This window comes from Arthrobacter liuii (assembly GCF_014639275.1).
Classification (GTDB): domain Bacteria; phylum Actinomycetota; class Actinomycetes; order Actinomycetales; family Micrococcaceae; genus Arthrobacter; species Arthrobacter liuii.
The window spans coordinates 363,110-380,959 of the sequence record NZ_BMFW01000003.1; the positions used below are offsets into that span (position 1 = coordinate 363,110).

Genomic DNA, 17,850 nt, shown 5'->3' on the forward strand with positions numbered 1-17,850 from the left:
ACCGGGCCCAACAGGCTAAGGCCGGGCAACGCAAAATGCGTTGCCCGGCCTTAGCTGCAATTACAACTGCCTGCGGTTGCCGGTCAGGCTTTGGCCGGCGATGCCGGAACTGCCCGTTCTGCTGCCCCGGCCCGCCGCTGCTGTACACGCCTTGCCTGCTTGACCAGGTCCGGTTCTCCCTGCCGGAGCGCAGCATACAACGGAGCGGCCACGAAGATGGTCGCTGCGGTGCCGATGAGAATCCCGACGAACAAGGCCAGGGACAGGTCACGCAGGGTTCCCGCGCCCAGGAGGCCGGCACCGATGAAGAGGATGGCCCCCACGGGGAGGATGGCCACCATCATGGTGTTGATGGACCTCACCAGTGTCTGGTTGACCGCGAGGTTCACTTCCTCGCCGAAGGTCCGGCGCGTGGAGGCGTCGATTCCCGAAGTGTTCTCCCGGATCTTGTCGAAGACCACCACCGTGTCGTACAGCGAGTAGCTAAGGACGGTCAGGAATCCAATGATGGCTGACGGCGTGACCTCGAAATCGCTGAGGGCGTACACCCCGGCCGTGATGAACATGGTCACGGCCATGCCGGCAAGCGCCGACAAGGACATCTTCCAGGTGCGGAAGTACAGGGCCATCAGCAGGGCCGCAAGCAGCACGAATACCACCAGGCCGATCAACGCCTGCTTGGTTACATCGGCACCCCAGGTGGGGCCGACGAACGTGGAGGTTACCTCGTTGTCGGTAACGCCGTAGGCGCCGGTGAGGCCCTGCTTGATCCGCAGGGTTTCGTCGTCGGTCAGCTTGTCAGTCTGGATGCGCATGGTATTGCCGGCAACGTTTGCCACCCGCGGAATACTGCCCGCGACCACATCCGTCACGGCCTTCTCGCCGATGGTGGCATCCGTGGTTTTTACGTTCGAGACCGTGAATTCGGAACCGCCGCGGAACTCGATGCCGAGGTTGAAGCCGCCCTTGGCCACCGGGATGATGATGGACAGGGCCACTCCCACCGCGGCAATGATGAACCAGAGTTTCCTTTTGCCGACGAAGTCGTAGGAGCGCTTGCCGGTGTAGAGCTCGTTGCCGAAAGTGGCGAAGCCTGACATTACTTGTTCTCCTTCGCGGAGGTCTTGGACGAGCCAGCCAACTGTTCCTGCTTCTCTGCCAGGCGCCGTTCGGCGATGGTCATGCGACGCTCGGCCTCGGCGGCGGCACCGGTGTTCTTGCTGCGGACCACTACGGGCTTGTCCTCCGGGGTGCGGAGGCGGCCGGCGCCGCGGTACAGCGGCACGGCACCCAGCCGTTCAGGGTCCAGGCCGGAGAACTTGTGGCCTTCACCGAAGAACCGGGTACGGGCAAGGAGCTGCAGCGTGGGGTGGGTGAACATGAACACCACGATGAGGTCGGCGATGGCCGTCAGGCCCAGGGTGAAGGCGAACCCGCGGACGTTGCCCACGGCCACGAAGAAGAGGACGAGGGCTGCCAGGAGGTTGACGGCCTTGGAGGCCAGGACGGTGCGTTTGGCCCGCTTCCAGCCGTTTTCGACGGCGGAGACCAGGCCGCGCCCTTCGCGCAGTTCGTCGCGGATGCGCTCGAAGTAGACAATGAAGGAGTCTGCAGTCTGGCCGATAGCCACAATGATGCCCGCGACGCCGGCCAGGGACAGTCGGTAGTTCTCCGTCCAGCCCAGGATCGCGATCGCCTGGTACGTCAGGGCACCGGCCACCACCAGCGACGCAATGGTGACGAAACCCAGGGCGCGGTACTGGAACAGCGAGTAGACCACCACGAGCAGGAGCCCGATCAGGCCGGCCAGCATGCCCATGCGCAGCTGTTCACCACCGAGTGTGGCGGAAATCTGCTGTTCGCTCTGGATATCGAAGCTGATGGGAAGGGCGCCGAACTTTAACTGGTCTGAGAGTGCCTTGGCGGTCTTCTCGGTGAAGCCACCGGTGATCTGGGGGCGTCCGTCAGTGATGACAGCCAGTGAACGCGGGGCGGAAATGACCTGGTTGTCCAGGACGATGGCGAACTGGGACTTGGGGTCGGTGCCCGACTCGCCGCCGGCAGCCACGTAGAACTTGTTGAGACGTTCGGTGACCTCCTTGAACTTGGTCGTGCCCTCGCCGTCGAACTGGATGTTGACGGCCCAGTCATTGGTCACAGCTCCCTGTGCGCCCTGCTGCAGCTGGAAGGACGAGGTGACGATGTTGCTGCCCTTCACCTCCACGGGACCCAGGATGTACTTGATGGCCGGGGACTTGTCGGTGGCAGGTTGGCAGGTCACCAGCGGTTTGGTGGGATCTGACCGTTCGGATTTCTCGGCTGCGGCACTGTTGCAGTCCAGCGCCTCGAACTGCTTGTAGATCTCGGGAGTGATCCAGTTGGTGTCGCTGCTGTTTGCCGGTTCAGCTGTGGGCTTGGGCAACTGGTCATCCGGGGTCCGGGACTCCGGCGGGACGGCTGCGCCGCCACCGTTGAGGAGGACAGGGCGGAAGTTCATGTCCGCGGACGCCTGGATCAGGTTCCGGGTTTCGGCAGAGGGAGTGCCGGGAAGGCTGACCACCACATTGCGCCCTGACTGGGTGCTGATTTCCGCTTCGGAGACACCGGAACCGTCAACGCGCTGGCGGATGATTGCCACGGCCTGGTTGAGCTGCTGTTCATTAATGTCCGAACCGCCCTCCACCTTCGGGGCCAGGATCATCTGGGTGCCGCCCTCAAGGTCCAATGCCAGTTTGGGTGCCCAGCTGGCCTGTCCGGCGACGGTGCCGCCGGCCAGGACGGCGGTCAGCGCTGCCAGGAGTACACCAAGCCAGACCAGGACGCGCAGCCCAGGTTTCTTGCGGCCAGTTCGTGCCATTTTCGATCTTTCTCTTATTCACGGAGGAACCGCCGGCGACGGCTTTGCGTGCGCCGGCGGTGATCCGCAGCGGTAGAGGGAGGAAAGGGTCCAGCGGGCCTAGCTGTCCTTCTTGCCCTCGTCGTTGAGGCGCTTCAGGGTTTCTTCAGGAGTCTCGGCGGCCGTGGCGGTGCTCCCGGTCCCCGGAGTGGTGAGTGAGGACGCATCGTCAGGCACAACCGGGGAAGCGGCGGCCGGTTCGGCGGCCTCCTCGGCGACGGGCTCAGCGGCAGGTTCGACGACCTTCGTCACGGCCTGGCGGTGCACTGTGGCGAGGTTGCCGGGGGAAAGTTCAAGGGTGACCTTGTTCTCGGCCTCGTCGATGTCCACGATCCGGCCGAAAAGGCCGAAGCTGGTCATGACCTCCACGCCGGGGCCAAACTTCGACTGGAGCTCTGCCTGCTGCTGCTGCGTCTTCTTGTTGCGGCGGAACATCATGAAGATGAACACGCCGAGCATGACGAACAGGAGAATTGACATTGGATCCAAGGGGAATTCCGTTCTTTTGCGTGGTGTAGCTGGTTTTCCAGCGACGTCGGCTTCGCTTCGGCCGGGGCGGGTTGGTGACGCAGGCAGAACGCCTGACAATCCCTTCCCCAAGCGACGGGAGCGTTAGGGCGACCCGCGAAACAAAGACCCGAACGTGCGGGGCGTCATACCAGTCTAAAGGGAAAAGCTGAAGGCAGCCTGCTATTGGCCCTCGGAGGCCCAGTCCCCTTCCGTGGAGGCGTCCTCGCCGGGTTCGAAAAGGTCCAGCTGCTCCTGCGCAAAGACATTGGACGGGATTGCATACCCAAGGTGGGTCCACGCCGGTGCCATGGCGATCCTGCCGCGGGGGGTGCGGCCCAGCAGGCCCTCCCTGACCAGGAAGGGTTCGGCCACTGTTTCAACCGTTTCGGTCTCCTCACCGACAGCGATGGCGAGGGTGGAGAGACCGACGGGACCGCCGCCGAACTTGGTGATGAGGGCGTCGAGGACGGCCCGGTCCAGCCGGTCCAGTCCCTTCTTGTCCACTTCGTACATGTCCAGGGCAGCGGACGCGGTCCTTGAATCGATTTGTTCGATGCCGTGCACCAGTGCCCAGTCCCGGACCCGGCGCAGCAGGCGGTTGGCGATCCGGGGAGTGCCGCGGGAACGGCCGGCGATTTCAGCGAACCCCGCCGAGTTGACCTTCAGGTCCAGCAGCCCCGCGGAGCGGCGCAGGACCAGCTCCAGCTCCGGAACCGAATAGAACTCGAGGTGCCCGGTGAAGCCGAAGCGGTCGCGCAGCGGCCCGGGCAGCAACCCGGCGCGGGTGGTGGCGCCAACCAGGGTGAACGGCGGCAGCTCCAGCGGAATGGCGGTGGCACCGGCGCCCTTGCCCACCACGATGTCCACCCTGAAGTCTTCCATGGCCATATACAGCATCTCCTCGGCGGGCCGGGACATGCGGTGAATCTCGTCGAGGAACAGGACCTCGCCTTCAGACAGCGAGGACAGGATGGCTGCGAGGTCGCCGGCGTGCTGGATGGCAGGCCCGCTGCTCAGGCGCAGCGGGGCGTTCATCTCCGCGGCAACGATCATCGCCAGCGTGGTCTTGCCGAGTCCCGGCGGACCGGAGAACAGCACGTGGTCTGCGGTGCGTCCACGCATCCGGGAGGCCTGAAGCACCAGCGACAGTTGTTTCCGTACCCTGTGCTGGCCAACGAAGTCGTCCAGGTTTTTGGGCCGCAGGGCCGCCTCAATGGCGCGCTCCTCCGGCTCCTCCCCCGCGGCAACCAGTGACGGTTCAGCCACGGGTGCCTACACGGTTGCCGGCGCGCGCGCCGTCCTGGCCAAGCCACCGGAGGGTGGTCCGCAGGATTTCAGCCACGTTGCCGCGGAAGGACACTTCGGGATCCTCTGCCAAGGCTTTGTCGATACTGGCGGAGGCATCCTTTTCGGACCAGCCCAGGCTGGTCATGGCCGCCACCACCTGGGGCTTCCAGGCGGCTTCCGCGGCGGTAGGTGAACCGGCTGACCCGGCTGTCCCGTGCGGGACCAGCTTTCCGGCGAGCTCCAGGACGATCCGGCCGGCCACCTTGGGCCCGATGCCGGGCACTTTCGTGAAGGTCTTGCTGTCGCCGGTGTGCGCCGCCACCCGGATGGCCTCCGGTTCATGAACGGCAAGAACAGCCAGTGCCAGCCGGGGGCCAACCCCGCTGACACTGAGCAGGACGTCGAAAACCTCCCGCTCGTCGTCGGACGCGAAGCCGAAGAGCGTCAGGGAATCCTCCCGCACAATGAGTGATGTAAAGACTTGGCCCGGCTCACCCACCCTGAGCCGGCTGAGCGTCTGCGGGGTGGCATTGACGCTCATCCCGGCACCGTTGAGGTCGATCACGGCCGTGGACAGGCCAACGTGCGCTACGGTTCCGCGGAGGAAACTGATCAAGGCCGGGCTCCCGTTATACCGCCGGCCTCGCAGTGAGAACCCGGCTATCCGAACATATCTACGAATACCCTAGCAAGCAGCAGGGACAATCAACGCGACCGGCGCGCCTTCGCCTCGGCTTCCGCCCACGCGCGTTGGGCGGATGTCAGGGACGAGCTGCCGGGGCCGGTTGTCGCCACCGCAGCGCCGCTCCCGGCCCGCCACGCGTGCGTGATGGCCAGGGCCAGGGCGTCGGCCGCATCGGCGGGACGCGGCGGGGCGTCCAGGCGGAGGATCTTGGTGACCAGCTTGGTCACGGCGTCCTTGTTCGAGGACCCGCTTCCCGTTACCGCGGCCTTGACCTCGGACGGGGTGTGCAGCGCCACCGGGATTCCCCGGCGGGCCGCCGCCGCGATCACCACGCCGGACGCCTGCGCGACGCCCATCACCGTGCTGACGTTCAGCTGGGAAAAGACGCGTTCGACGGCGAGGACCTGGGGTTCGTAGCGGTCCAGCCATTCGTCGATGGCCAGGGCAATCACAAGGAGCCGCTGGTCCAGCGTTTCCTCGGGCGAGGTGCCCACGACGCCCACGGCCACCATGGTGGCCCGCCTGTTCCGTTCCACATCCACCACACCGATTCCGCAGCGGGTCAGTCCCGGGTCAACTCCGAGTACGCGCAGCGTCACGTGCGTGCTGTCTCAGCAGGCACCGCGGGACGTCACTCGGATTCCAGGGCAGCCTGGACTTCGTCACTGAGGTCGGCGTTGCTGTAGACGTTCTGGACGTCGTCGAGGTCTTCGAGGGCATCGGCCAGCTTGAGGAACTTGCGGGCGCCGTCGACGTCAAGTTCCACCTGCATGGAGGGGACGAACTCCACCTCGTCGGTGTCGTACTCCATGCCGGCTTCCTTGAGCGCCTCGCGGATGGCCTGCAGGTCACCCGGTTCCGAATGGATCTCGAAGGTCTCGCCGTTGTCCTTGACTTCCTCGGCGCCGGCGTCGAGGACCGCCATGAGGACGTCGTCCTCGCCCAGGCCGTTCTTAGGCAGGGTGACAACACCCTTGCGGGCGAAGAGGTAGCTCACGGATCCCGGATCGGCGATGGTGCCACCGTTGCGGGAGATGGCCAGGCGGACCTCGGAAGCTGCGCGGTTCTTGTTGTCCGTGAGGCACTCGACCAGGAGGGCTGAGCCCTGGGGACCGCGGGCCTCGTACATGATCTCGGTGTAGTCCACCACTTCGCCGGTGAGGCCGGCGCCGCGCTTGATGGCGCGGTCGATGTTGTCGTTGGGAACGGAGGTCTTCTTGGCCTTGGTCACCGCCAGTTCCAGGCCCGGGTTGCCGGCGAGGTCCGGTCCGCCCATCCGGGCGGCAACTTCGATGTTCTTGATCAGCTTGGCGAACGACTTTGCGCGGCGGCTGTCAATGATCGCCTTCTTGTGCTTGGTCGTTGCCCATTTGGAGTGGCCTGACATGCTTTACGCTTCTCCTCTGATCATGCGGATAAAAAGTTCGTGTACGCGTTTTTCGCCGGTCACTTCCGGGTGGAAGGAGGTGGCCAGGAGCTGGCCGGAACGCACTGCCACAATTCTAGCCGCCCCGGGCAGCGGGGCGGCGTGGGAGGCATGCTCCGGGTCCGCCGGTTCCACCTGCGCCAGGACCTCCACGTCCGCACCCACCCGTTCCACCCAGGGGCCGCGGATGAAGACTGCGTGCACCGGTTCCACGCCCGATGCGGTGGCGCTGAAGTCCAGCCCCTTGAAGTCCAGGTCGGTTTCGAAGGACTCGCGCTGACGCCCGAAGGCGTTGCGGCGGACGGTAATGTCCAGGCCGCCGAACGTCTGCTGCGGGGCGCCGGAAAGGTCGGTGGCCGGATCGGCAATGTCCGATGCCAGCAGGATCATGCCGGCGCAGGAGCCATAGACGGGCATGCCCTCGGCGATGTACTTGCGCAGGGGGTCGGCAAGCTCGAATGCCCTGGCCAGTTTGTCGATGGTGGTGGACTCACCGCCGGGAATGATCAGGCCGTCCAGGCCGTCCAGCTCCCCAGGGCGGCGGACAGCCGTGCCCTGGGCACCGGTTGCTTCCGCGGCGCGGAGGTGCTCACGGAAGTCTCCCTGGAGGGCCAGGACACCGATCCGCAGGCCTGAGCCCACGCGAGCGGGATCAGCAGAAGGGGGATTCGTCATCCCTCCAGCATACGGGCCCGGCCCCTGGCCGCCGCCGCAAGCAGGGGCCAGCAAAGGTTGCATGCCGCTCCTGGGATATATTCAAAACATGGTCTTCTTCAGTGTTCCGCTCGGCAAACTGGTCCGCAGGGTGTCCCGGCTCCGGGGCGGTGGCTCGGCACTTCCAGGCCTGGTGGTCGAGAAAATCGATCCCGGCTTCATGCGGCGGACGCTCACCACCCTGCCCCACGGTGTGGCCGTGGTCAGCGGCACCAACGGCAAGACCACCACCACCAAGATGGTTGTTGAACTCCTGGAAAGCCAGGGCCTGAAGGTCTTCACCAACCGGACCGGCAGCAACTTCACACGGGGAGTGGCGGCCGCCCTCCTGGGCGAGGTGGACTGGCGCGGCAGGCTGGACGCGGACGTTGCCGTCCTGGAACTCGACGAAGCCCACGCGGTCCATTTCGTGAACAGTGTTCCGCCCCGGTACTGCCTGCTGCTTAACGTGCTGCGCGACCAGCTGGACCGCTTTGGCGAGATCGACAAGACGGCGCAGCTCCTGCAGCACATCGCTGCCAAGACCACCGGAACGGTTGTCCTGAACCGCGAGGATCCCCGGGTGGCCAGGATCGCTGAGACCCTGACGGGACAGGAGGTCAAGTACTTTGGCCTTGATGATTCCCTGCTGGAAACCTTTCCCAACGACGACGACATGCGTGCCGCTCCAGGCAGCCCCGCTCCGGCGGGCCTCCCGGAAAAGCCCGCAGCCGACGTCGTGCTCCGCAAAGTGGGCGCGGACAGCGCAGAGTTTGAGTACGACGGCGGTACGGTCACCACGGCGATGAAGCTGCGCGGCGTCTACAACATCTTCAACGCCGCTGCCGCCCTGACGCTGGCCCGAAGCATCTGCGGCGCCGGCGCCGCCACGGCAAACCACGCCACCTTGCTGGAGGCGCTGTCCCGGGTGGCGCCTGCCTTTGGCCGCGGCGAGAGCCTTACCGTTGATGGCCAGCCGCTGGACCTTGTGCTGGTGAAGAACCCCAGCGGTTTCCGGCTGGGACTGAAGTCCTTCCCGGCCGGCGGTTACGCCACCATGATCGCCATTAACGACAACTACGCGGACGGCCGGGACATGTCCTGGCTTTGGGATGTGGAGTTCGATTCCCTCCGTGCGGGCGGCGTGGAGGTGCTGACCGGGTCCCGGGCCTACGACATGGCTCTGCGGCTGCAGTATGACGACGTCCGGATCGGCGCGGTGCAGCCCGAGATTCCAGCCGCCCTGGCAGCCTTCATCAGGGAAGGCCAGGGCAAACCGAAGCGGATTTTCTGCACCTACACCGCCATGCTCGCCATCCGCCGCGAGCTGTCCAAAATCACCACCGTGGAGGTTGTCTCGTGAGTCCGGCAGAAGCAACGGCAGCTGGCAACCAGTCCAAGGGCACCATCCGCGTAGTCCAGCTGTACCCGCGGGACATGAACATCTATGGCGACTGGGGCAATGCCCTGGTCCTGCAGCGCCGAATCGCCTGGCACGGGTACACGCCTGAACTGCTCGAGTACAACGTGGGCGATCCATTCCCGGACGGCGTGGACATCATTGTCGGCGGCGGCGGGCAGGACAGCGGGCAGCTGGTCATCCAGGACGACCTGCAGGCACGGGCCGGCGAACTCAAGGAACTGGCCGAGGATGGTGCGCCCATGCTTGTCATCTGTGGCCTGTACCAGCTTTTTGGCCGATTCTTCAAAACCCGCACGGGTGCCGTCATTCCCGGCATCGGCGTCCTGGACGTTGAAACCCACGGCACCGATGAGCGCCTGATCGGCAACGTCAAGGTCTCAACCACGGAGTTCGGCGAAGTCCTGGGCTACGAAAACCACAGCGGCCAGACCACTTTGGGCAGCGGTGTGCGGCCGCTCGGAACGGTGGCCAAGGGAACGGGTAACAACAGCAACGACGGCCATGAAGGGGCGCGGTACCGCAACATCGTCGCCAGCTACCTGCACGGCTCGCTGCTGCCCAAGAACCCCGCCATTGCCGACTTCCTCATCCGTACCGCCGCTGAACGCAAGTTCGGCAGCTTCTCCCCCGGCGACCCGGACGACACCTACGCGGTCCTGGCGAGGGACCACGCCGCCCGCCGGCCCCGCTGAACGCAGCTGCCGGGGTCAGCGCCACTGGAAGTATTCGCGGTGGATGTTGGCACGGCGCACGCCCGCTGCCCGGAAAGCCTTCCGGAACTGCCGCAGCATGGCGTCAGGACCACCCATGAACACCGACAGCTGCCGTGGTTCCGTGCCCACTGCCGCCATGACCGCATCTGGAGTCAGCCGCCCGTCCACCACGGTATCCACAAGGTGGACCGTAAGCCGTGGGTGGTTCCTGGCGATGGCGGTGATTTCGTCGGCAAAGGGTGACGGCCCCGCCGAGGTTACGAAGAAGTGGACATCCTCGTGCAGTTCCCCGTCCAGTGACCGCAGCCAGCTGAGGAAGGGCGTGATTCCCACCCCGCCGGCGATCCAGACCTGTTGGGCCGTGCCTCTGTGACGGTCAAAGCGGCCGTAGGGCCCGCCGACGACGGCCGGCATCCCCGGCTGGACCACGTCGGGAAGCCTTGTGGTGTGGTCCCCCAGCGCCTTGACGGTGATGCTGATCCCGCCTTCCTCGGCCGGGCCTGAGATGGAGAAGGGGTGCCGCTGCCAGCCGTCCGCTGTTTCGAGGTAGACCATGGCGAACTGGCCGGGCTTGAACACCAGCGGGCGGCCCAGGGGACGCAGTGCCACCTCCACCAGGTCCGCCGCAACCGGCCGGACCCCTGCCACCTGGTAGTCGTGGTGGGGCAGGAAACGGCGCGCCAGTAGCTCCCGGTACGCGTAGAACGCCAGCCCGGTCCCGCCGATGGCCACGTAGCTCCACCTGAGTGCGGGCACGGCCTCGAACGCGCTGGCATCGAGCAGGCCGTGCAGGAACCCGGCGGCCAGGAACAGGCCGGTCAGCCGATGGAAACCGCGCCAGCGCTCGTAGCCGCCCAACACGCGGCCCGCCAGGCGGACAGGCCTGGTCTGGAGCGCCCGGATGACCAGCCCGCGGACTGGTGACGGAAGCATGGTCCGCCATCGCGGCAGGACGGCCCACACCACCAGGGCGGCGAGGCCGCAAATGGCCACCACTGCCAGCGTCTTTCCCAGGCTCGTTGCTTCGGGGCTGGACGCGAGTTCGATGTGCGGCAGCAACAGGACAGTTGCGGTGACCGCCGCCCTGCGGTGCCAGATGGCGGCGTGGTCGATGCCGCCGAAGACCGGCTCAACATGGGGGAGGGTGCTGACCAGGACCAGCGCGACCGAATACAGCAGCACGGATTCCCCGCCGAAGAGCTGGCCGACGTGCCCCAGGAGCGGTTCGCCCGCCGGACGCGCCAGGTACCAGTAGATCCCGTACGCTCCTGCCAGCACCATGATGAGGCCCGGTCCCACCCATCGGAACGGTATTCCCAGGATGGCGGACCCCGGCGTCGTGCCCTGTTTGGTCATGGACTAAGGTCCCTCCGTCATTGCCGAAGCCGTGCGCGTGCCTGGCAAGATGCCCAGGTTGCGGCCCGGTCCGGACCCCATAGCGGCAATTGTAGGGATGGCGGCTGGGAGCGGGCGCTAATTCAATTAATTGAGAAGCGTGCCCGGCTGTGAAAGGTTTACCCAATGACCAACCCCCTCCTTGCCCCCAGTCCCCTGCCCCACGGCCTTCCACCTTTCGAGGGCGTCACAACGGAGCAATACCGTGAAGCCATAGACAAAGGCCTGTCCTCGCACCTGGTCGAAATCCAGGCCATCACGGGCAACGCTGAGCCGGCAACGTTCGAAAACACGGCCCTCACCATGGAACGCTCCGGGCAACTGCTGAACCGGGCGGCCGCGGCATTTTTCACCCTGGTGTCCGCGGACGCGTCCACTGGGATCAGGGAACTCGAAACGGAGTTGTCGCCGCGCCTCTCCGCCCACCAGGACGAGGTCTACCTCAACAGGGATCTGTACGAGCGCTTTGCCGCCATTGACACGGCCGGCTTTGATCCGGAGTCAGCCCGCCTGGTGGAGGAATACCTCAAGGAGTTCGGCCAGTCCGGCATCCAGCTCGACGCGCCGGGCCAGGAGCGGCTGCGTGGCATCAACGCGGGTCTGGCCAGGTTGGGCACGGAGTTCGGCCAGCGGGTCAAGGAAGGGATGAAGTCCGCGGCGCTGGTGCTGGAAGACGCCGGCGACCTGGCGGGCCTGCCGGCGGACGACGTCGCCACTGCTGCGGAGGCAGCGTGCGCCGCCGGACACGACGGCAAATACCTGCTCACCCTGATCCAGCCCGGCAACCAGCCTGCCCTGGCCGCGCTCGAGAACCGGGACGTCCGCCGTCGTCTGTTCGAAGCGTCCGTCGCCAGGGGCAGTGACGGCGGCAGCCTCGATGTGCTGGACTTGGCCCGGGAGATGGCCGGGCTTCGGGCGGAGAAGGCCCGGCTGCTGGGTTTCACCAACTACGCCGAACTTGTGGCCGACCGCCAGACAGCGCCGGACTTCGAGACAGTGCAGACCATGCTCAGCCGGATGGCACCGGCTGCCCTCCGCAACGCCGACACCGAGGCAGCAGCACTGGCCGAGGCTGCCGGGCACCCGCTGGAAGCATGGGACTGGGCCTACTATTCGGCAAAGGTGCGGCGGGAAAAATACGACGTCGACGAGCAGTGCCCAAGGCGATCCGCGCCGTCGTACTCCGCATCGTGGTGTTCTACGTAGGGTCCGTCCTGCTGCTGGCCATGCTGCTTCCGTCCGACCAGGCGCTTCGTCCCTACTTTGAGTTGGACCGGACGATAGCCGACGGTGTGTTCCACGCGGCCACTGAGCTGTACGGGATCACCTTCCACGAGCGGAACGACCTCAAGGGCTATCACCCGGACGTGCGTATCTGGGAGGTCCGCAATAAGGACGGAACGGGGCTGGGGTTGTTCCTGGGCGACTACTACGCCCGTGAATCCAAGCGCGGCGGAGCATGGATGAACTCGCTGGTGGACCAGTCGGCGTTGCTTGGCACCAAGCCCGTGGTGATCAATACGCTCAACATTTCAAAGCCGCCCGCGGGCGAGCCGACGCTGCTCACCCTGGACGAACTGCGCACGCTCTTCCATGAGTTCGGCCACGCACTGCACGGCCTGTTCTCCAACGTCACCTATCCGCGCTTTTCCGGCACGTCGGTTCCCCGGGATTTTGTGGAGTACCCGTCCCAGGTGAACGAAATGTGGATCACTTGGCCCGAGGTACTGTCCAACTACGCACGCCATCACGTTACCGGCGAACCGCTTCCGCAGGACGTCGTGGACCGGCTCGAGGAATCCCGGCTCTGGGGCGAAGGTTTTGCCACCACCGAATACTTGGGTGCTGCCCTGCTCGACCTGGCGTGGCACGTGCTGGAGCCGGGCCGGGTGCCGGACGATGCACTGGAATTTGAAGCCAAGGCCCTCGCTGCGGCCGGCATCACCCATCCCCTGATCCCGCCGCGGTACCGGACCGGCTACTTCCAGCACATTTTCGCCGGGGCCGGCTACGCCGCGGGCTACTACTCCTACATCTGGAGCGAGGTGCTGGACGCCGAGACGGTGGACTGGTTCAAGGAGAACGGCGGTCTGACCCGCGCCAACGGCGAACGCTTCCGGCAAGAGCTCCTCAGCCGGGGCAACAGCCGCGACCCCCTGGAGTCCTTCCGGATCCTGAGGGGCCGCGACGCCCGGCTCGAACCCCTGCTCAAGCGCCGCGGCCTGGAGTAACCCCCCATCGATTGCTCCGTAGACGCCGTTTAGAGCCTCGAGAAGGGCAGTTACGGAGCAATCGAATTAAAAAGAACGACGCCGGACCCCCACCGAGAGAGGTGAGGGACCGGCGTCGTCAGTTACAAACAAAAGCAGGCGACCACTGGCGACGGACGGCGTTACCCGGCAGCGCGCGTAAAAGGGGCCCCGCGCCCCGGCCAGCCGCGAAAGCTGCCAAGGGAGCGCGGGGAATAGCGCGCAGAGGGTGGCGCCGTGCGCCGCCCACCGGACGCCAAAAACGAATTACCAGCCGCGCTCAGCGAGGCGGTGCGGCTGCGGGATCTCGTCGACGTTGATGCCCACCATGGCTTCGCCCAGCCCGCGGGAGGCCTTGGCGATGACGTCGGGGTCGTCGAAGAAGGTGGTGGCCTTGACGACGGCGGCGGCGCGCTGTGCGGGGTTGCCGGACTTGAAGATGCCGGAGCCGACGAAGACGCCGTCGGCGCCGAGCTGCATCATCATGGCGGCGTCAGCAGGCGTGGCGATACCGCCGGCGGTGAACAGCACCACGGGAAGCTTTCCGGCGGCGGCGACTTCCTTGACCAGTTCGTAAGGGGCCTGGAGCTCCTTGGCCGCGACGTACAGCTCGTCCTCGGGCAGGGAGGAGAGCTTGGCGATCTCGGAGCGGATCTTGCGCATGTGCCCGGTGGCGTTGGAGACGTCGCCGGTGCCGGCCTCACCCTTGGAACGGATCATGGCCGCGCCCTCGTTGATGCGGCGCAGGGCCTCACCGAGGTTGGTGGCACCGCAGACGAAGGGAACCTTGAAGTTCCACTTGTCGATGTGGTTGACGTAGTCGGCCGGGGTGAGGACCTCGGACTCGTCGATATAGTCGACACCGAGGGACTGCAGGACCTGGGCCTCGACGAAGTGGCCGATGCGGGCCTTGGCCATGACCGGGATGGAGACGGCGTCGATGATCTGGTCGATCATGTCGGGATCGGACATCCGGGACACGCCACCCTGGGCGCGGATATCGGCCGGAACACGCTCCAGCGCCATGACCGCCACGGCACCGGCGTCTTCGGCGATGCGAGCCTGTTCGACGTTGACGACGTCCATGATGACGCCGCCCTTGAGCATCTCGGCCATGCCACGCTTCACGCGGCTGCTGCCCGTGACGCTGTTCGCGGACGAACCGGCCTCGTTGCTTACATCAGGTGTAGACACAAAAACCCCTATGGGTAGACAGATGATCTTCGCCGGGCATGCGGCGGCGGCTGCCGGAGGTGCACGCACGGATTGCCGGGTCCCTTGACCGGGCACTTATATACTAGTCCCCCGCCGCCCGGCCGGCTTAATCATGCTTAATCAGCTGGGGTGGGTTCCGCCAGCGCCTGCCGGCGCACGGCGATGACGCGCTGCACCACGGTGGCCAGGCTTGCGGCGGCCAGGAGAACCAGCGTTACCAGGAGCACCACCGGCGGGAGCCCAAGGCCTGTCAGCCCAGTGACGACCAGGACGGAGACCAGTCGTTCAGCCCGTTCTGCGATGCCGACGTTGGCGGTGAAGCCGAGCGATTCCGCCTTGGCCCGGGCATACGAGACGACCATGCCGAGGACAAGGCAAAGCAGGGAGGATACGGCGATAGCAGCGTTGTTGCCGCCGGTGAAGAACCACACGGACACGCCGGCGAAGAGTGCGCCGTCGGCGACCCTGTCCAGGGTGGAGTCGAGGAAGTTCCCCCAGCGGCTCTTCACCTCCTGCATCCGCGCCATGATGCCGTCCAGGACATCGGAAAAGATGAACGCGGTGATGAACAGGGTGCCCCAAAAGAGCTGGCCCAGGGGGTAGAAGACCAGGGCTCCCACCGCTACCCCGGCAGTGCCGAGGATGGTTACCGCATCCGGGGAAACACCGATCTTGAGGAGCCAGCGGGCCAGCGGGGTAAACAGCGCGGTGAAGAAGCCGCGAGCGTGCCTATTCAGCATCCGACTCCCCGGGCCAGGCGTCGGCCACCTGCTGCCGGACCTCGTCAAGAGTCTGGGTGATGGCCTTGGTCTGGGCAATGATGGGGAAGAAGTTACCGTCCCCGCCCCATCGCGGAACAATGTGCTGGTGCAGGTGGGCGGAAATGCCGGCTCCCCCCACGACCCCCTGGTTCATCCCCAGGTTGAAGCCCCCCGCGTTGGAAACCTTCCGCAGGACCCGCATGGCGGTCTGGGTCAGGTCGGCGAACTCCGCTGTTTCTTCAAGCGTGAGGTCCGTGTAGTCAGGGATATGCCGGTAGGGGCAGACCAGCAGGTGGCCCGGGTTATAGGGGAACAGGTTCAACACCACGTAGCAGGTCCTGCCGCGGTAGACGATGAGCGCGTCCTCGTCAGTGCGGCCGGGACCCAGGCAGAACGGGCAGTCGTTTTCATTCTTGAACTGGTGCTGCCCGCCCTTGATGTAGGCCATGCGGTGGGGAGTCCACAGGCGCTGGAAGGCGTCCGGGACACCGGCGAGGGCAAATTCGTCGGTAACGTCGGCGTCGCTTGGATATCCTGCGCCTGTGTTCTCCTGCACTGTCCTGCTTCCGTTCGGCTAGCTGGTCCGGTTACGGACGGCTTCGGTGATCCGCTTAATTGCTTCCGACACCGGCACGCCGTTGTCCTGGCTGCCGTCGCGGAAGCGGAAGGACACCGCGCCCGCCTCCGCGTCGTCGCCGCCCGCGATCAGCACGAAGGGGATCTTGTCCTTGCTTGCGGTGCGGATCTTCTTGGGAAACCGGTCCGAGGAAGTGTCCACCTCGGCGCGGATGCCCGCCGCCTTAAGCTGGTCGACGACGTCGAACATGTACTCGTTGAACGCCTCTGCCACGGGGATGCCCACCACCTGCACAGGAGCCAGCCACGCGGGGAACGCCCCGGCGTAGTGCTCCGTGAGGACGCCCATGAACCGCTCCACCGAGCCGAAGAGCGCACGGTGGATCATCACGGGACGCTGGCGGCTGCCGTCGGCGGCCTGGAATTCCAGCTCGAAGCGTTCGGGCAGGTTGAAGTCCAGCTGGATGGTGGACATCTGCCAGGTGCGGCCCAGGGCGTCCTTGGCCTGCACGGAAATCTTGGGACCGTAGAAAGCTGCTCCACCAGGATCCGGCACGAGCTCCAGCCCGGATTCCTGGGCCACCTCGGCGAGGGTCCTGGTGGCTTCCTCCCAGGCGGCGTCGTCGCCGACATACTTTTCTGGGTCCTTGGTGGAAAGCTCCAGGTAGAAGTCGTTCAGTCCGTAGTCCTTGAGCAGGTCCAGGACGAAGTTCAGGGTTTTGGTTAGCTCGTCCTTCATCTGTTCGCGGGTGCAGTAGATGTGGGCGTCGTCCTGTGTCATGCCGCGGACGCGGGTGAGGCCGTGCACCACACCGGACTTCTCGTACCGGTAGACCGAACCGAACTCGAACAGCCGCAGGGGCAGTTCCCGGTAGGACCGGCCGCGGGCGCGGAAGATGAGGTTGTGCATGGGGCAGTTCATCGGCTTCAGGTAGTAATCCTGGCCGGGCTTGCGCACGGTGCCGTCCTCATTGAGTTCGGCGTCCACGTGCATGGCGGGGAACATGCCGTCTTTGTACCAGTCCAGGTGCCCGGAGACCTCGTACAGGTGGCCCTTGGTGATGTGCGGGGTGTAGACGAACTCGTAGCCGGCCTCGACATGGCGCTGGCGGGAGTAATCCTCCATCTCCTTGCGGATGATGCCGCCCTTGGGGTGGAAGACGGGCAGCCCGGAGCCCAGTTCGTCCGGGAAGGAGAACAGGTCAAGTTCGGAGCCCAGCTTGCGGTGGTCGCGGCGCTCGGCCTCGGCAATGCGCTCCTGGTAGGCCTTCAGCGCTTCCTTGGTGGGCCAGGCGGTGCCATAGATGCGCTGCAGCTGCTGGTTCTTCTGGTTGCCCAGCCAATAGGCCGACGACGAACGCGTCAGTGCGAAGGCGTTGGAGATGAGCTTGGTGTTGGCCAGGTGCGGGCCACGGCAGAGGTCGCACCAGACAGTGGTGCCTTCCTTGCGCTCCACGTTGTCGTAAATGGTGATGTCACCGGCGCCGACCTCAACGTTCACGCCTTCGCCTGCCTCGGCAGCGCCGTCCTTTTTGCCCAGCAGCTCGAGCTTGTACGGCTCGTTTTTCATGGCTTCGCGGGCTTCGTCCTCGTTGACAACGCGGCGGACGAATTTCTGGTTCTGGTTGACGATCTTGAGCATCATCTTTTCGAGGGTCTTGAGGTCCTCGGGAGTGAAAGGCTCGGCAACGTCGAAATCGAAGTAGAAACCGTCGGTGATGTAGGGTCCAATGCCAAGCTTGGCGTCGGGACGCAATTGCTGCACTGCCTGCGCCATCACGTGGGCAGTGGAGTGGCGCAGGACGTTCAGGCCGTCGGGGGAATCGACGGTGACGCCCTCCACCTCGGCTCCCTCGGGAAGTTCCTGGTCAAGGTCCTTCAGTTCGCCATTGACCCGGGCTACAACAACGTCACGGCGCTCAAAGAAGAGTTCCGCACCGGTTGTCCCGGTAGTCACCTTGGTCTCTTCGCCATCGACGAGAAGGGTGATCTGCTGGGCATCTGACACGGGTGTCTCCTAT

The 17,850-nt window shown here is 65.4% G+C and carries 15 protein-coding genes and 1 pseudogene; 3 read left to right on the forward strand and 13 right to left on the reverse strand.

What is annotated here, in order from left to right:
- Positions 1-83 precede the first annotated feature (83 nt).
- From secF to pdxT, 8 genes are all read right to left on the reverse strand, one after another.
- Positions 84-1,100 (reverse strand): protein translocase subunit SecF, encoded by a 1,017-nt coding sequence (secF, locus tag IEW19_RS05600; protein ID WP_188570675.1) that lies wholly within the window; start codon positions 1,098-1,100, stop codon positions 84-86.
- Complete coding sequence (gene secD, locus IEW19_RS05605; protein ID WP_188570676.1) at positions 1,100-2,857, reverse strand: protein translocase subunit SecD; 1,758 nt, start codon at positions 2,855-2,857, stop codon at positions 1,100-1,102. Before secD ends, secF begins: the two co-directional genes overlap by 1 nt.
- Before the next feature lie 99 nt (positions 2,858-2,956).
- Positions 2,957-3,376 carry a preprotein translocase subunit YajC gene (yajC, locus tag IEW19_RS05610; RefSeq protein ID WP_188570677.1) on the reverse strand — a complete coding sequence of 140 codons (420 nt, stop codon included), beginning with the start codon at positions 3,374-3,376 and terminating at the stop codon, positions 2,957-2,959.
- A gap of 210 nt (positions 3,377-3,586) precedes the next feature.
- Entirely contained in the window at positions 3,587-4,672 is a 1,086-nt protein-coding gene (gene ruvB / locus IEW19_RS05615) for a Holliday junction branch migration DNA helicase RuvB (protein ID WP_188570678.1), read from the reverse strand.
- Positions 4,665-5,309: a Holliday junction branch migration protein RuvA gene (gene ruvA, locus IEW19_RS05620; protein WP_188570679.1), complete on the reverse strand. Its 645-nt coding sequence runs from the start codon at positions 5,307-5,309 to the stop codon at positions 4,665-4,667. The genes ruvB and ruvA overlap by 8 nt, the downstream gene beginning before the upstream one ends.
- Positions 5,310-5,398: 89 nt before the next feature.
- Positions 5,399-5,977: a crossover junction endodeoxyribonuclease RuvC gene (ruvC, locus tag IEW19_RS05625; protein ID WP_188570680.1), complete on the reverse strand. Its 579-nt coding sequence runs from the start codon at positions 5,975-5,977 to the stop codon at positions 5,399-5,401.
- A 32-nt stretch (positions 5,978-6,009) separates the two neighbouring features.
- Positions 6,010-6,765, reverse strand: coding sequence for a YebC/PmpR family DNA-binding transcriptional regulator (locus IEW19_RS05630; protein ID WP_188570681.1), 756 nt, complete (start codon positions 6,763-6,765; stop codon positions 6,010-6,012).
- A gap of 3 nt (positions 6,766-6,768) precedes the next feature.
- Positions 6,769-7,479: a pyridoxal 5'-phosphate synthase glutaminase subunit PdxT gene (gene pdxT, locus IEW19_RS05635; RefSeq protein WP_188570682.1), complete on the reverse strand. Its 711-nt coding sequence runs from the start codon at positions 7,477-7,479 to the stop codon at positions 6,769-6,771.
- Positions 7,480-7,567: 88 nt separating this feature from the next.
- On the opposite strand from pdxT, the gene IEW19_RS05640 reads away from it, so the two are divergent.
- Positions 7,568-8,860, forward strand: a complete 1,293-nt coding sequence (locus IEW19_RS05640) for a Mur ligase family protein (protein ID WP_188570683.1) — start codon at positions 7,568-7,570, stop codon at positions 8,858-8,860.
- Entirely contained in the window at positions 8,857-9,612 is a 756-nt protein-coding gene (locus tag IEW19_RS05645) for a type 1 glutamine amidotransferase (protein ID WP_188570684.1), read from the forward strand. The genes IEW19_RS05640 and IEW19_RS05645 overlap by 4 nt, the downstream gene beginning before the upstream one ends.
- A gap of 15 nt (positions 9,613-9,627) precedes the next feature.
- Here IEW19_RS05645 and IEW19_RS05650 read toward each other — a convergent pair whose 3' ends face one another.
- A complete protein-coding gene (locus tag IEW19_RS05650) occupies positions 9,628-10,989 on the reverse strand; it encodes a ferredoxin reductase family protein (RefSeq protein ID WP_188570685.1) in 1,362 nt (453 codons plus the stop codon).
- Between the two features lie 165 nt (positions 10,990-11,154).
- Between IEW19_RS05650 and IEW19_RS05655 the strand changes: the two are divergent.
- A pseudogene (locus IEW19_RS05655) lies at positions 11,155-13,259 on the forward strand (M3 family metallopeptidase).
- Positions 13,260-13,544: 285 nt separating this feature from the next.
- Here IEW19_RS05655 and pdxS read toward each other — a convergent pair.
- From pdxS to thrS, 4 genes are all read right to left on the reverse strand, one after another.
- Positions 13,545-14,471: a pyridoxal 5'-phosphate synthase lyase subunit PdxS gene (pdxS, locus tag IEW19_RS05660; protein ID WP_159631883.1), complete on the reverse strand. Its 927-nt coding sequence runs from the start codon at positions 14,469-14,471 to the stop codon at positions 13,545-13,547.
- A gap of 137 nt (positions 14,472-14,608) precedes the next feature.
- Positions 14,609-15,232, reverse strand: coding sequence for a phosphatidylinositol phosphate synthase (pgsA, locus tag IEW19_RS05665; RefSeq protein ID WP_188570686.1), 624 nt, complete (start codon positions 15,230-15,232; stop codon positions 14,609-14,611).
- Positions 15,222-15,809 (reverse strand): HIT family protein, encoded by a 588-nt coding sequence (locus IEW19_RS05670; RefSeq protein ID WP_188570687.1) that lies wholly within the window; start codon positions 15,807-15,809, stop codon positions 15,222-15,224. Before IEW19_RS05670 ends, pgsA begins: the two co-directional genes overlap by 11 nt.
- 18 nt (positions 15,810-15,827) lie before the next feature.
- Positions 15,828-17,837, reverse strand: a complete 2,010-nt coding sequence (gene thrS / locus IEW19_RS05675; protein WP_188570688.1) for a threonine--tRNA ligase — start codon at positions 17,835-17,837, stop codon at positions 15,828-15,830.
- Positions 17,838-17,850: the final 13 nt, after the last annotated feature.